Below are 14177 nucleotides of genomic sequence, written 5' to 3'. Positions count from 1 at the left end.
TGTAAAAATAAATTTTCAAATGTTTTCAAAAATAGTTTTCAGTACATTATTTTTTTTTCTCGGCATGTGGTTTTGCTCAAAATACCCAAACTGCCAATACTGTTTTGATGAAAGGACAACCTGTACACACCTACTCCAGATTACCCGAAGTAAATAAACCCGCTCCCAGGTTTATTCTTACGGATGTAAATATGAACGATCAGAGCCTGGACGCTTACAAAGGAAGGTATATCATCCTTAATATCTTTCCGAGTGTAGACACAGGAGTTTGCTCCGCTTCAGTTCACCATTTCAATGAAGAAGCAGCCAATCTTCCTAACACGGTAGTTCTCTGCATTTCTAAAGATCTGCCTTTTGCTCAGAAAAGATTCTGTGGTGCCGAGGGGATAGACAGAGTGGTCATGCTATCGGATTTCCGTTCCGATTTCGGATGGAACTACGGGGTGGAAATGATTGATTCACCCATGAAAGGACTTCTCAGCAGAGCTGTTGTAGTAATTGATCCTTCGGGGAAAATTATTTATGAAGAACAGGTTCCCGACATTTCCCAGGAACCTAACTATGAAGCAGCGATCCGGGCTGTGAAACAATAAATAAAAACCTCCGGTCATCTTGCGTTCCGGAGGTTTTATTATTCTTATCTTCTTTTTCCTTTCTTCTTGGTGGTAAACACAATTGCACCGTTTTTAGCATCTTCGCCATACTTTTCTATGGCTTCCTTAGCAATAAAAGTATTAACAGTTTCAATACTCTCCGGTTTTATCGCACGTAATTCTTCTATAGAAATCTTTTTATCATTTAATAATACCAATGGCCTTTTTTCCGGTGTTAAAACGGGAGTGCCAATTTTTAAAGACGGATTCCTATTGAAAGGATCAGTGGATATTACATTCTGTACTTTTTCGATCTCCGGTTTTGTTTCCTGTGAATGCAAAGCTGTAAAACCAATGAAAAGCAATATCCCGAAAACCAGTTTACTCGTTAATGAAAAAGTAAGGCTTCCCCCAAGCTTATTTTTCCGAAACCTTCCGCCAATATCTTTATCAGGATCAAAAATGTTGATGGGTTCTTCATCTGAAAAAGATGTGAAATCATGAACGGCTTTGGAACAAACGGAGCCGAATTTTCCTTTTTCACCGGCAGTCATGTTATCCCGGGTTTTATGACAGGATTTGAGGATGGTAATTTTCATAGCGGGCATTTTATCTATAAAGATGCTTTATTGGTGAAAAAGGTTGGAAACAATATTCTTCTCGCGAGAACTTCAAACAAAAGTTAAGCCTCTGTCAACACTTCCCCATCCTTCAAAACCATATATTCCTGCCCTATTTCCTCAGAAACTTTTTTCAGATCATTCTCATCAAACAATTGCGGGATATAGCATTTCTCATGTGCAAACAACCCATAATGTATAGGAACCAGCTTTTCAGCATGTAAAAGATGAGCTGCGGCAAAAGCTTCTTTCAAATTAAGAGAAGCTGGAACCGGGCTGTATTCCAGTCCAATGATTTCAAAATTGACAACCACTCCATTCACAGGTAAAAAGGCATAATCGATATCCTTGTTTTCTTTTCCAAGTTTCCAGAACTGATTGTGCCAGATGGTATCTCCGCCATGGAAGATCTTTGTTTCTCCGTCATCTACAATCCAGGAAGACTGTATTTCTCCCACTCCATCCATGGCAAATACAGGTTTGAAGGTCATATTGTTTTCTGTAAAGGTTTCATTAAGATCAAGAACAATGATCTCCACCTCATCCAAAATTTTTCTTACCACAGCTTCAAGCCCTTTGTATACGATCAGCTTTCCGTCTTTTTTTAAACATTTCCTGATGACTCCTTTATCAAAATGATCGAGATGCATATGTGTAAACAGAATGTAATCTGCCTGTACATGATCTGAGAACTGCATCACCTGCTCTACAGCATCTCCCAGAACGGGTTTGTAATAGGAAAAATCCTCTGCTGCGTCTATTAAGATGGTTTTGCCATTGGAGATCAGCTTTACTCCTGCCCAGTTTAATTTTTGTATTTCCATAATTTCTTTTTTCACAAAGAAAAAGAGTTACGGAAGGCGAGACAATAAACAAAAGATAATTAATTAAGGTTGAAAGATGGAAGCACGAAGATGGAAATAACGGTTGTTCTAATTTGTGATTGCTTTTTTGAATTGATGAGTAATGCAGATCATTGTAAGCGTCAAGTTTTTATTTATTAACCGCAGCTTATAAGGAAGAAGATGGCGAAAAAACCGTCGGTTTATGGATAACTCTTGCCTTTAAGTAATCCTCTTTCTGATCCTGCTTAAAGAAATAGGAGTGATCCCAATATAGGAAGCCAGATATTTTAAAGGAATATTCTGAATATAATGAGGTTTGTTTTTGAGTAAGTATTCATAGAGGTCCTGAGGCGTATTTTTAAGCAGAAGCATTTCGCGTTTCATGGCGGCGTTCAATTTCCGGCTCAGATAATAGTTTTGTACAAACCGGCAGTGGGGATTGTCAGCAAACATTTTTTTTACCTCATCCAAAGTTATTTCCCATGCCAGCCCATTCTCCAGGGATTCATAGATTGCATCGGGCTCTTCTCTCCCGACACTAAAGATATCTCCGGGAAAATAAAAATCTGCTGATATTTCTACCTCAATATCCGATACCGTATTGATATAATATTTCCGGACAACCCCATCTTCAACAAGATAAGCCTTATTGTCCGGAAATATATTTTTCTTTGAAAATGATACTTCAGTAAATTTTTCCCAGACAGGGTCAGTCTCCTCAACATTGAGGTGGGAAAATAGCTTTTTATTAATGGTTACTGAAGCCAAAATCTTATTATTTACAATAAATTTTCATCTACAAGGTTAGGCAGGGTCACCTTTAAATTAGGTTCAGCCTCCATTGCTCTTTTAATAGCAAAGATAGCGCCTTCGTTTCTTGCCCAGCTTCTTCTTGAAATTCCATTATTTACATCCCAGAACAGCATAGACTTTAATCTTCTGTCTGCGTCATCACTTCCATCCAGCAGCATTCCGAAACCTCCGTTGATTACTTCTCCCCAGCCTACGCCACCTCCATTGTGGATAGAAACCCAGGTGGCTCCACGGAAACTGTCGCCAATCACGTTATGAATAGCCATATCTGCTGTAAACCTTGAGCCGTCATAGATATTGGAAGTTTCTCTGTAAGGAGAATCCGTTCCCGAAACGTCATGATGATCTCTTCCCAATACAACAGGTCCGATCTCCCCGTTTCTAATAGCTTTATTGAAAGCTTCTGCAATTTTCATTCTTCCCTCAGCATCTGCATACAGGATTCTAGCCTGTGAGCCTACTACCAGTTTATTTTCCTGTGCTCCTTTAATCCACTGGATATTGTCTTTCATCTGCTGTTGAATTTCTTCAGGTGAATTTTTAATCATTTCCTCCAAAACAGCACACGCAATATCATCGGTCTTTTGTAAGTCTTCAGGTTTTCCGCTTGTACATACCCAACGGAACGGCCCGAAACCATAATCAAAACACATTGGCCCCATAATATCCTGTACATAGCTTGGATATCTGAATTCCCTGCCCAGTGTCGGGTTTTCTGCCATCACATCTGCCCCGGCCCTGGATGCTTCCAATAAAAAGGCATTTCCGTAGTCGAAGAAGTACGTTCCTTTCTGTGTATGTTTATTAATGGCTGCCGCATGTCTCCTTAAAGTTTCCTGAACCTTTTCTTTGAATAATTCAGGGTCTTCAGCCATCATCTTATTGGATTCTTCAAAACTCTGTCCTACAGGATAATATCCACCTGCCCATGGATTATGAAGAGACGTCTGATCTGATCCGATATCAATTCTTAAATCTTCCTGATCAAATTTTTCCCAAACTTCTACAATATTCCCAAGGTAAGCCAAAGAAACAGTTTCTTTATTTTCCTGTGCTTCTCTCACTCTCTTTACCAATTCATCCAGATTTTCATGAATTTCATTGACCCACTTCTGATCATGGCGAATTTTTGTGATTTTTGGATTTACTTCTGCACACACAGTAACACAACCGGCAATATTTCCGGCTTTTGGCTGAGCTCCACTCATTCCCCCTAATCCGGAAGTTACGAAAAGGCCTCCTTTGGGTTCTTTATTGATCTTTCTGAAAGCATTCAATACGGTAATGGTTGTTCCGTGAACGATACCCTGGGGCCCGATATACATATAACTTCCCGCAGTCATTTGCCCATACTGCGTCACTCCCAGAGCATTGAATTTTTCCCAGTCATCCGGTTTTGAATAATTGGGAATCATCATTCCGTTGGTTACCACCACTCTTGGTGCATCCTTATGAGAAGGGAACAATCCCATCGGGTGTCCTGAATACATCACTAATGTCTGCTCGTCCGTCATTTCAGACAGATATTTCATGGTCAAAAGGTACTGTGCCCAGTTGGAAAATACGGCACCGTTTCCACCATAAGTGATCAGCTCATGTGGATGCTGAGCTACTGCATAATCCAGGTTATTCTGAATCATCAGCATAATCGCTTTTGCCTGTTCGGATTTTCCCGGATAATCTGTGATAGGCCTTGCCTTCATTTCATAATCCGGACGGAAGCGGTACATATAAATTCTTCCATAATCTTCCAGTTCCTGCTTGAATTCAGGAATCAAGGCGGCATGAAACTGAGGATCAAAATAACGTAAGGCATTCTTTAATGCCAGCTTTTTTTCTTCTTCTCCTAAAATTTCTTTACGCTTCGGCGCATGGTTGATATTCGCTTCGTATGGTTTTGGTTGTGGCAGCTGATCAGGAATCCCCTGCTGTATCTGTTCTTGAAATGTCATATTGCTATTTAACGGTCTATGTTTTAAACAATGTTTGAAGTTTTAAAGATATTCAAATTAGAAAATATAGACAAGGGGAGAAAAACGAAAAAGGCAATTGCTTATTTACAGTTCATTATTCCGCATTTTTACAAACCAGAATCCTGTTTTGAATACTATGTTTGAAAAGCACCTTAATTCCTCTCCTTCCAGGGAACGGGAATTTTCTTCTTGCCGGATAAGATTACCTTTCAAAAATAAACCTTACTGAATTCAGCAAGGTCGGTTTTGTTTGTAAAAGTTTAAGTTAAAACATCATCGTTTTCCTCTTCATGATCGTCGTTATTATCACTCAGGCTCCAGTAATTATTTTCTTCATCTTCTGCACCTATTTCCTCCATATCATCATCTTCTTCTCCTCCGGGAATATCCAGACCTCCGTCTATTTTATCTTCATCTTCATTTTCATTCCAGATAGGATTGCCGTCTCCGTCAAGGGGAATATGCTTCTCTTTTTTAAATATATCTTCGTTGGGATTATAATCCATTTCTTCCAACCTTCTGTTTTGCTGATTAATATTGTCTTCTGGTATCATAACATTTGGTGTTTAAGGTTTACTGGTTTAGAACAAAAATAATTCCAAGTTTTCATGAATGCTGATCATAGACTTCAGGATTGACGCAATATGGCATTTTTTTCATCTTTTGAAAAGGCAATGATATTTTCTGCTGCCCGTCTTGCCATACCGTTTCTGGCTTCCATGGTTGCAGACCCGATATGAGGCAGTACACAAACATTTGAAAGCTCTAAAAGCGGATTGTCCTGCAACATAGGTTCCGGATTGGTAACATCAAGACCGGCGCCCCAGATCTGTTTTGAAACCAGTGCATCATACAAATCCTTCTCATTCTGGAAACCGCCCCTTGCCGTGTTGATAAAAATAGCACCGGACTTCATTTTTTCAAACACGAAACGATCGAAAAGTTCTTTCTGTCCGGGAGTATAATTGGCATGAATACTCAATATATCTGAATTTGCAACCAGTTCTTCAAACGAAACATAGGTTGCGCCCAATTCCCTTTCCGCTTCATCATTCCGATGCCGGTTATGATAAAGGATATTCATATCAAAAGCTTTCCGGGATTTTTTAGCCATTTCAAAACCAATTCTACCCAGCCCATAAATGCCTAGTGTTTTTCCATAAAGCTCCTGTCCCAAAGCATGTAAAGGATCGAATGCTCCCCAATTGCCATCTTTTACTTTCTGAAAATTATAGCTTGCCCTTCTTGCCACCGACTGCATCAGTAAAAACGCAACATCTGAAGTTGCCTTGCTTAAAACATCGGGAGTATTGCCGACTGGAATATTCCTGCTGTTAGCTTCTTTAATGTCTACATGATCAAATCCTACAGAATACAAAGCAATTGCCCTGACGTCCGGGCAGGCTTCAAAGAAGTTTTTATCATATTTAAATTCTGCACCAATACTTAAAATTGTGTCGGTATTCTTACAGTAATTCAGCCATTCTTCATAGGAAAGACTTTCTTCTTCCGGCAAAATAATTTCAAGGCCTGCTTCGTTCAGCATTGTAATTCCTGTTTCAGGAATATTCTTATTAATAAAAACTTTCATTGTCTGGATGATTTTTTAAACAAAAAACCTCACTCGCAAAAGTAAGGTTCCTGAACTTTAATATTAAAAATTATTTCTTTTCATCTGAATGGTTTTTGTTTTTCTCCCAGGCTTCTGAAGCAATTTCCTGAATTTCCGTCCAAACTTCTTTTGCTGACTTCTGAGCCTGAGCCATAAAACCCTGCTTGGTGGCTTCCTGATTCTTGCTTTTCATGTCATTGATATAATCTTTCACCTGCTGGGAATAGCTTTCTACACTATATCCGGGATTGTTATGCAGGTTTTTCTGAAGATTACTAAAATCATGCGACGCCTTAAATCTGTTCGTATCCATAATAATAAGATTTTAGTGATTGGGTTCTTATATGAGTCCAATTTTCATTCCGAAACAGATTTAAAATTTATTAAAAAAGATTAAATCCTATTAATTTATTTAACTTTAAAAGACAATAAGATTTTGTTTTTAAAACAAGTATAAGGAGCAGGCTTTGAGCCGCCAGGCAATATGAGTTTGATTAAATTACTGATTGGTACTTCCCAGCATAGGGACGAATTTATAGGCTCCGAATTCTTCCTTTTCAAATTCTGTAGGTCCTACTTTGGTAAATCTGTACAATACCTGTTCATCCGTCGGTCCCAATGGAATTACCATTTTTCCTCCTATATTAAGTTGTTTCAGCAGTTCAGCAGGTAAGGTGGAAGCACCACACGTCACGATAATTTTATCGAAAGGAGCAAAAGTCGGCAACCCGGCAAAACCGTCTCCGAAACTCTGAAATTTTGGATAAAGATGGAGTTCTCTTAATTTTTTCTTTGAGAAATCAAACAAATCCTTTTGTCTTTCCACAGTATAAACGTGTGCTCTCATTGCCAATAACACAGCAGTCTGATACCCGCAACCTGTCCCGATTTCCAATACCTTCTCTCCAGGTTTTACCTGCAATAACTCCGACTGTTCAGCCACCGTTGACGGATGGGAAATAGTCTGATGAGCCAGAATAGGGAAAGCCCGGTCTTCATAGGCAAAATCTTCAAAAATACTTTCAATAAAAAGGTGTCTCGGAACTTCATTCATTGCCGAAAGTACATTTTCATCTGAGATCCCAATTCTCTGCCGGAGATAATCGACTAAAATTTTTCTTTTTCCTTTATGTACAAACGAATCACGCATCATTATTTAAATAATAGTTATTAGGTACCTGTATTAGTTTTTACAAAAGTAACAAAACAATCTATACTGATCAACTCAAAAGCCTTTCCCGTTCTGTATTCCTTCAATAAAATTGCTGGCGGATCTTTTCTCTTAACTGTACTGATCATCTGAAATGTTTCCACGGGAAAAGTCATGTATCATTATATAAGGACATTCACTATATTTACAAAAATTTAATACAGGTATGTTAAAAGCAGGTTTGGTAGGTGCCGGACACTTGGGAAAAATACATTTAAAGCTTCTTAATCAATCAGATAGATATGAATTGATAGGATTCCATGATAAAGATGTTGAAAATGGAAAGAAACTGGAAGCAGAATTCGGATACAAATATTTTGAAAATTTTGATGAATTGCTGAGCCAGATTGATATGCTGGATATTGTAACGCCAACAGTTTATCATTATGATTATGCTTTAAAAGGCATCGAAAAAGGACTTCATTTTTTCATTGAGAAACCGGTTACCCAAACGCTTGAACAGGCTGAAGAAATCCTGAAATTATGTCAGGAAAACGGGATTAAAGCTCAGGTAGGTCACGTTGAGAGATATAATCCGGCTTTTATTGCCACCAAAGAATATATCAAAAATCCAATGTTTATTGAGATCCACAGACTCGCTGAGTTCAATCCACGCGGAACTGATGTTTCTGTAGTCCTGGATCTGATGATCCATGACCTGGATATTCTGTTGAGCATGGTAAAATCTAAAGTGAAAAATATCCATGCCAGCGGCGTTTTGCGTGGTCAGCAAAACACCGGATATCGCTAACGCCAGAATAGAGTTTGAAAATGGCTGTGTTGCCAATCTTACTACATCCAGGATCTCTATGAAAGCCATGAGGAAAAGCAGGTTTTTCCAGAAAGACGCTTATATCTCCGTTGACTTTCTGGAGAAAAAGGCAGAAGTAATCAGAATGAAAGATGCTCCGGAAAACCCTACTCCATTTGATATGATCATTGAAAATGCAGATGGAGAGAAAAATCAGATCCTGTTTGAATATCCGAACATTGAACCCAATAATGCTATTCTGGATGAATTAAATTCTTTTGCTGATGCCATTACCGATGGTAAAAATGTGGAAGTCTCCTTAGAGGACGGAACTGAAGCGCTGAAAGTAGCATTGGAAATTATGAAGCTGATCAGCTGATAACAAAATAATCTGCTGTATCATCTATGGCAAAATCAGAATCCTATCTCGTACCTTTTAAAGCTACAAGATAGGATTCTGATTATTCAGCAAAGAAAACTCTTATAATTCCGTCAATTCAATATTTACGAAAATTGAATAAATAAAGATTTATTCTTGCAAACTCATTTTTTACAACAAAAAAAGCGATATATTTGAAAATAATTCAATAAACAATTGAAAGATTTTATTTTATATATCCCGTGGACTTCCGGCAAAATAAGCCATCATAAGGCAGAATTCTTATGGTTGGATTATCCATTACCAATAAATTCTAAATATTCCTCTTATTTTATTTAATATTCAAAAAACAACTATGAAAAGGACTCTCTTAATATCCGCTTTAATATTGTCTCAATTTGGGACATCACAATTATTAAAAACATCCGGATCAAAAATTGTTAATGACAAAGGCGAAAACATCCAGTTGAGAGGTCTTGGATTAGGAGGATGGATGCTTCAGGAAGGATATATGCTAAAGACAGCAGATTTTGCAGGCCCTCAATATAAAATCAAAGAAAAAATAGCAGGCCTTATTGGGGAAGACGGGATGAAAGAGTTTTATAAGGCTTACCTGAAAAACGGAATTACAAAACAGGATATTGATTTTCTGGCTAAAGCAGGCTTTAATTCTATAAGGCTTCCCATGCATTATAATTTATATACATTACCTATAGAAAAGGAACCGGTAAAAGGTAAAGATACCTGGTTGGAAGAGGGCTTTACAATGACCGACAACCTGCTGCAATGGTGCAGAGAGAATAAAATATATCTGATTCTTGATCTTCATGCTGCCCCGGGAGGACAAGGAAATGATGCCAATATTTCAGATAACGATACTTCGAAGCCCTCTCTCTGGGAAAGTGAGGAAAATCAAAGGAAAACCATTGCTCTCTGGAGGAAACTGGCTGAAAGGTATAAAGATGAAGCATGGATTGGCGGCTATGATATCATCAATGAGCCCAATATCAATTTCACAGGGAAAAACCCTAATGGAACCGACGAAATGTCAAATGCTCCTCTTTGGAAACTGCAAAAAGAAATTACTGCTGCTATTCGTGAGGTTGATAAAAACCACATCATCTTCATAGAAGGAAATGGCTGGGGCAACAATTATAATGGATTACCCTCCATCTGGGATGACAATATGGCTTTCAGCTTTCATAAATACTGGAATTACAATGATGATAAAACCATACAGTTTGCCTTAGATCTGAGGAAAAAGCATAATATGCCGATCTGGCTTGGAGAAACCGGTGAAAATTCCAATGTCTGGTTTACGGAATTAATACAACTGTTGGATAAGCATACTATTGGCTATGCTTTCTGGCCCATGAAAAAAAATTGATAATATAGCAGGCATCGCCAATGTAAAAACCACTCCGGAGTATGAAAAGCTTTTACAATACTGGAAAAACGGAGGTGAAAGGCCCTCAAAGGAATATGCACAAAAAGCCCTGATGCAGATTGCAGATCATTATAGGTTCGGTAATGTTGAAATTAAAAAGGATGTTATCGATGCAATGTTCAGGCAGGTAACTGATGCTAACACAAAGCCTTTTAAAGAACATATCGTTCCGGGAAGAGTATTTGCTTCGGAATATGATTTAGGAAGAATGGGATCAGCCTATGTGGATAAAGATTTTATCAACCTTTGGGTAAGTGATCCGGACAAAAGATCGGAATGGAATTCAGGTCAGCAGATGAGAAATGACGGAGTTGATATTTACCTTTGTAATGACAAGATAACGAACCGGTATTATGTAGGAAAAACAGAAGCCGGGGAATGGCTTCAATATACCATTACGGCAAAAGCTGACAAGAACTATCTTTTTCAGATCAGGTACTCTTCGAGAAAAGCCTCTAAAATAAAGCTGGAAACAGCCTCAGGTAAGCCTTTAGCCACTGTTTCTTTAAGTCCTACAGGAAAGAAAGAACATTGGAACACTGTTTCGGTTAAAAATATTCACCTGAGAAAGGGAGAAAATAAGATCAGGATTATTTTTGAAAATGATGGAGTCAATCTGAATTATTTTGAAGTTAAATAAAGATAATTGTCTTAAATTGTCACTCTCTTTTAGTCTATAAAAGGGAGTTTTTTTTTTAACCTTATTATCATGAAAAAAATCACTTTTCTTTTTCTTTTTTATTGCTGTATTCATGTCAGCTCAACAAACAACATTGGAACAAAAAATTAATGCCATTACCAAAGATAAAAAAGCGACTGTCGGAATTTCCGTTCTGGGTTTTGAAAATCATTTCAAATACAGCAAAAATGGTGAGGCAAAGCTTCCCACGTTGAGTGTTTTTAAGTTCCATATTGCCTGTGCTGTCCTGAATCTTGTAGATCAGGGGAAACTGTCTCTGGATCAAAAAATATTTATCAAAAAAACTGATTTACCGGAAAACACCTGGTCTCCGATCCGGGAGAAATATCCTGATGGGAACGTTGAACTAAGTCTGAATGAAGTGATTGATTACACAGTCGCTTTGAGTGACAATAACGGCTGCGATCTTCTTTTAAGACTTATCGGAGGTACACAAACCGTCCAGCAATTCATGGATTCCAAAGGAGTGAAAGGATTCCGGATTAAGCACAATGAGGATGATATGCATAAGAACTGGAAAAACCAATACGGAAACTACAGCACCACCAATTCTGCTGTGCAGCTGCTAAAAAAGTTTTATGACGGTAAAATACTTTCCAGACCATCTACGGATTATCTGATGCAGATCATGCTGGGAACCAAAACAGGAACCAATAAAATTGTAGAACAACTGCCAAAAGGAACTCCGGTTGCCCACAAGACAGGAGCTTCAGGGAAGTACGACAATGATCTTACGGTGGCAGAAAACGATATGGGAATTATAACGCTACCTGATGGAAAGCACTATGCCATTGCCGTTTTTGTAAACAACTCCTACGAATCAGATGTCATAAATTGCAAAATTATCTCTGATGTTTCCAAGGCTGTATGGGATTATTTTAATAAGTAAAATATTAAGCTTAATTTTAGAGCTGAGAATTGAACATATTTTCAATTCTTGTATTAATATGAAAAAGGTATTACTATCAATCTGTACATTCTGTTTTGCATTCTTTTTTTTCACAAAAGAGTCAAAACTATCTAGAGATCAGTTATTCAAGTGTATGCTGTGGGACGCCTTCGGAAGAACCGGTAATTTCTTCCCTGAGACAGTTTGAAAAAAAGAATAAGATCAAAGGAATGGAAATTCTTATTCAGAGCGGCCTGGGAAGGGAAGGTGAATTTAATCTGTATGTGGGAACGGATAAACTTAATGCTAAACAAAAAAAACAACTGATCCAAAATCTTAGCGCTGTAACCGCTCTTCAAAATAGAAAAAGAAAGGAAAACAGCAGCGGATTTGTCAACTTTGATCCGACAGTCACCGTGTCTCAGCCGGATCTTATGAATGCAAGAAATTTAACTATCTATAAAAATAAAGAAAAATGATCAAAAACATTGTAGTTATCGGAGCGGGAACCATGGGGAATGGTATTGCACATACTTTTGCACAAAGCGGTTTTAAAGTAAACCTGGTAGATGTATCCCAGGAAGCTTTGGACAGAGGAATAAAGACCATTACCACCAATCTTGACAGAATAATTGCAAAGGGAAACCTTACGGAAGAACAAAAAACAGAAACATTAGGAAACATTACTACTTTTACAGCCCTTAATGAAGCTGTAGGAAGTGCTGATCTTATCGTAGAAGCAGCTACTGAAAACCAGGATTTAAAATTAAAAATCTTCGGTCAGATGGATGAATTTGCACCGGAAAACTGCATTTTGGCGACGAATACATCATCAATTTCCATTACTAAAATTGCTGCCGCTACAAAAAGAGCTGATAAAGTAATCGGAATGCACTTTATGAATCCGGTACCGATTATGAAGCTTGTTGAAATCATCAAAGGATATTCTACTTCTAAAGAAACGTTTGATTCCATCTATGAAATGAGTAAAACATTAGGAAAAGTTCCGGTGGAAGTTAACGATTATCCAGGATTCGTAGCCAACAGAATCTTAATGCCAATGATCAATGAGTCTATTGAAACACTTTACAACGGTGTTGCCGGAGTTGAAGAAATAGACACAGTAATGAAATTGGGTATGGCTCATCCGATGGGTCCGCTTCAGCTGGCAGACTTTATTGGTCTCGATGTATGCCTTGCTATCCTGAACGTGATGTACGACGGATTCAAAAATCCGAAATACGCCCCGAATCCGTTGCTGGTAAACATGGTAACAGCCGGAAAACTGGGTGTAAAATCAGGGGAAGGCTTCTATGATTATTCTGAAAGTAAAAAAGCTGAAAAAAGTTTCAAAAATGTTTTTGAACTCATTTTAAGTCAATAATTTTATTTATCTTTGAGAAAGTTAAAACATTAAAAAAATGAAATTACCAAAGTTTTTATTAGCAGATAATTCGGAGTTTCCAGAAGATTTATTCGTAGTCCACACAGAATATCCAAGATTTATCTTAAACGTTGAGGAAGAAGAAGTTGAGTGGTTGGATGATCTTGAGGGTGATGATGAAGAAACGATGGCAGATGAAGCTACGAAAGTGGTAGAAGCAGCATTTAAATGGTGCGATGAAGAGTTGGCTAAGTACGACGAAGAAGAGGAAGATTAATAACAATCCAAACATAAAAAAGGAACTCCAAAGAGTTCCTTTTGTTTTATTCTGATTTGTTAAACTTCAATAATAAAAGATTGTCTTTATACAATTCCAGGGTATTTCCGGAAATCACATACTTGTTGGCTTTTCCCATCATATCCATAAAGTTCTGCTCTACACCGATATTATTACACATCATCTTTGTAGATCCCATTTGCCCGGCAGAAAAACTTCCTGTAGACGGATCTACTTTAGCCGTTCCAAAATAGTTATTACAACCGGCATTTCCGGTGATTTTCTCTCCTTCAATATTCAGCGTTGGGATTTTACCTTTTACATTTTCTGCCAACGTCCATTTTGTATTTGCAAGTGCAGGCTGAGCTTTTCCTACCTTAGAAGCCGATGGACTGGTCATGGTTCCACATGAAGCCAAAACCGCTGCTGTACATATACTTAAAAAAAAGATTTTTCATTTTTTTTCTTTTTGAATTAACCAAATTTACGGAAATTATATTATTTAAACGGGTTCCTGTAAATTTTATTATTCATTAACACCTTGCATTTTGAATAGTTTTCAAGCACAAATACCATCTTTGTCTATAATCTGTCACCGGACTCCTTCGTGTGTCATTGAAACTGGTTTAGCCCAAGATTTGGATCAAACCCTAAAGTTGGGGTCTTGTAACATTTAGATCTATT

15 protein-coding genes and 2 pseudogenes are annotated in these 14177 nt (G+C 37.8%); 8 read left to right on the top strand and 9 right to left on the bottom strand.

From position 1 onward, the window contains the following. Positions 1-107 precede the first annotated feature (107 nt). Positions 108-593, top strand: a complete 486-nt coding sequence (tpx, locus tag HX13_RS06360) for a thiol peroxidase (RefSeq protein WP_050020370.1) — start codon at positions 108-110, stop codon at positions 591-593. A gap of 44 nt (positions 594-637) precedes the next feature. Here tpx and HX13_RS06355 read toward each other — a convergent pair whose 3' ends face one another. From HX13_RS06355 to HX13_RS06320, 8 genes are all read right to left on the bottom strand, one after another. Continuing rightward, entirely contained in the window at positions 638-1192 is a 555-nt protein-coding gene (locus HX13_RS06355) for a hypothetical protein (protein ID WP_128572215.1), read from the bottom strand. A gap of 83 nt (positions 1193-1275) precedes the next feature. Further along, entirely contained in the window at positions 1276-2037 is a 762-nt protein-coding gene (locus HX13_RS06350) for an MBL fold metallo-hydrolase (protein WP_053329169.1), read from the bottom strand. Positions 2038-2277: 240 nt separating this feature from the next. Next, positions 2278-2826 carry a Crp/Fnr family transcriptional regulator gene (locus tag HX13_RS06345; protein WP_050020367.1) on the bottom strand — a complete coding sequence of 183 codons (549 nt, stop codon included), beginning with the start codon at positions 2824-2826 and terminating at the stop codon, positions 2278-2280. A gap of 11 nt (positions 2827-2837) precedes the next feature. Continuing rightward, positions 2838-4823, bottom strand: coding sequence for a urocanate hydratase (locus HX13_RS06340; RefSeq protein WP_050020366.1), 1986 nt, complete (start codon positions 4821-4823; stop codon positions 2838-2840). Positions 4824-5104: 281 nt separating this feature from the next. After that, complete coding sequence (locus tag HX13_RS06335) at positions 5105-5398, bottom strand: hypothetical protein (RefSeq protein ID WP_050020365.1); 294 nt, start codon at positions 5396-5398, stop codon at positions 5105-5107. Between the two features lie 74 nt (positions 5399-5472). Beyond that, positions 5473-6435: a 2-hydroxyacid dehydrogenase gene (locus tag HX13_RS06330; protein WP_128572214.1), complete on the bottom strand. Its 963-nt coding sequence runs from the start codon at positions 6433-6435 to the stop codon at positions 5473-5475. Positions 6436-6505: 70 nt separating this feature from the next. Beyond that, complete coding sequence (locus tag HX13_RS06325; protein WP_050020364.1) at positions 6506-6769, bottom strand: hypothetical protein; 264 nt, start codon at positions 6767-6769, stop codon at positions 6506-6508. Positions 6770-6955: 186 nt separating this feature from the next. Continuing rightward, positions 6956-7606, bottom strand: coding sequence for a protein-L-isoaspartate(D-aspartate) O-methyltransferase (locus HX13_RS06320; protein ID WP_050020479.1), 651 nt, complete (start codon positions 7604-7606; stop codon positions 6956-6958). 226 nt (positions 7607-7832) lie between these two features. Between HX13_RS06320 and HX13_RS06315 the strand changes: the two are divergent. The 7 genes and pseudogenes from HX13_RS06315 (at position 7833) to HX13_RS06290 (ending at position 13493) form a co-directional block, all read left to right on the top strand. Continuing rightward, positions 7833-8796 (top strand): annotated as a pseudogene (locus HX13_RS06315) (Gfo/Idh/MocA family protein). A 355-nt stretch (positions 8797-9151) separates the two neighbouring features. Then, positions 9152-10183, top strand: a complete 1032-nt coding sequence (locus HX13_RS23630) for a glycoside hydrolase family 5 protein (protein WP_238555090.1) — start codon at positions 9152-9154, stop codon at positions 10181-10183. A 112-nt stretch (positions 10184-10295) separates the two neighbouring features. After that, positions 10296-10883, top strand: coding sequence for a carbohydrate-binding protein (locus tag HX13_RS23625; RefSeq protein WP_238555089.1), 588 nt, complete (start codon positions 10296-10298; stop codon positions 10881-10883). Between the two features lie 69 nt (positions 10884-10952). Beyond that, positions 10953-11832, top strand: a pseudogene (bla-A, locus tag HX13_RS06305) (CGA/CIA family class A beta-lactamase). A gap of 230 nt (positions 11833-12062) precedes the next feature. Further along, positions 12063-12311 (top strand): hypothetical protein, encoded by a 249-nt coding sequence (locus tag HX13_RS23620; RefSeq protein WP_238555088.1) that lies wholly within the window; start codon positions 12063-12065, stop codon positions 12309-12311. Further along, positions 12311-13216 carry a 3-hydroxybutyryl-CoA dehydrogenase gene (locus HX13_RS06295; RefSeq protein ID WP_185113597.1) on the top strand — a complete coding sequence of 302 codons (906 nt, stop codon included), beginning with the start codon at positions 12311-12313 and terminating at the stop codon, positions 13214-13216. The genes HX13_RS23620 and HX13_RS06295 overlap by 1 nt, the downstream gene beginning before the upstream one ends. 37 nt (positions 13217-13253) lie before the next feature. Further along, positions 13254-13493, top strand: coding sequence for a hypothetical protein (locus HX13_RS06290; RefSeq protein ID WP_002977986.1), 240 nt, complete (start codon positions 13254-13256; stop codon positions 13491-13493). 46 nt (positions 13494-13539) lie between these two features. Here the strand turns inward: HX13_RS06290 and HX13_RS06285 are convergent, their stop codons facing one another. Further along, positions 13540-13893, bottom strand: a complete 354-nt coding sequence (locus tag HX13_RS06285; protein WP_050020360.1) for an META domain-containing protein — start codon at positions 13891-13893, stop codon at positions 13540-13542. Between the last annotated feature and the right edge of the window lie 284 nt (positions 13894-14177).

Source organism: Chryseobacterium sp. P1-3 (genome assembly GCF_000738495.1).
In the GTDB taxonomy this organism is placed as follows: Bacteria; Bacteroidota; Bacteroidia; order Flavobacteriales; family Weeksellaceae; genus Chryseobacterium; species Chryseobacterium gallinarum.
The sequence above is the reverse complement of the archived record's forward strand: the minus strand, read 5'-3'. Positions and strand labels throughout refer to the sequence as shown.

Excerpts from the sequence above, each read along its gene's own strand:
- HX13_RS06285 (WP_050020360.1), bottom strand. The coding sequence starts at position 13,893 with ATGACCAGTCCATCGGCTTCTAAGGTAGGAAAAGCTCAGCCTGCACTT.
- HX13_RS06325 (WP_050020364.1), bottom strand. The coding sequence starts at position 6,769 with ATGGATACGAACAGATTTAAGGCGTCGCATGATTTTAGTAATCTTCAG.
- HX13_RS23630 (WP_238555090.1), top strand. The coding sequence starts at position 9,152 with ATGAAAAGGACTCTCTTAATATCCGCTTTAATATTGTCTCAATTTGGG.
- HX13_RS23625 (WP_238555089.1), top strand. The coding sequence starts at position 10,296 with ATGCAGATTGCAGATCATTATAGGTTCGGTAATGTTGAAATTAAAAAG.
- HX13_RS06320 (WP_050020479.1), bottom strand. The coding sequence starts at position 7,606 with ATGCGTGATTCGTTTGTACATAAAGGAAAAAGAAAAATTTTAGTCGAT.
- HX13_RS06355 (WP_128572215.1), bottom strand. The coding sequence starts at position 1,192 with ATGAAAATTACCATCCTCAAATCCTGTCATAAAACCCGGGATAACATG.
- HX13_RS06350 (WP_053329169.1), bottom strand. The coding sequence starts at position 2,037 with ATGGAAATACAAAAATTAAACTGGGCAGGAGTAAAGCTGATCTCCAAT.
- HX13_RS06335 (WP_050020365.1), bottom strand. The coding sequence starts at position 5,398 with ATGATACCAGAAGACAATATTAATCAGCAAAACAGAAGGTTGGAAGAA.
- HX13_RS06340 (WP_050020366.1), bottom strand. The coding sequence starts at position 4,823 with ATGACATTTCAAGAACAGATACAGCAGGGGATTCCTGATCAGCTGCCA.
- HX13_RS23620 (WP_238555088.1), top strand. The coding sequence starts at position 12,063 with ATGGAAATTCTTATTCAGAGCGGCCTGGGAAGGGAAGGTGAATTTAAT.
- HX13_RS06330 (WP_128572214.1), bottom strand. The coding sequence starts at position 6,435 with ATGAAAGTTTTTATTAATAAGAATATTCCTGAAACAGGAATTACAATG.
- HX13_RS06290 (WP_002977986.1), top strand. The coding sequence starts at position 13,254 with ATGAAATTACCAAAGTTTTTATTAGCAGATAATTCGGAGTTTCCAGAA.
- tpx (WP_050020370.1), top strand. The coding sequence starts at position 108 with ATGAAAGGACAACCTGTACACACCTACTCCAGATTACCCGAAGTAAAT.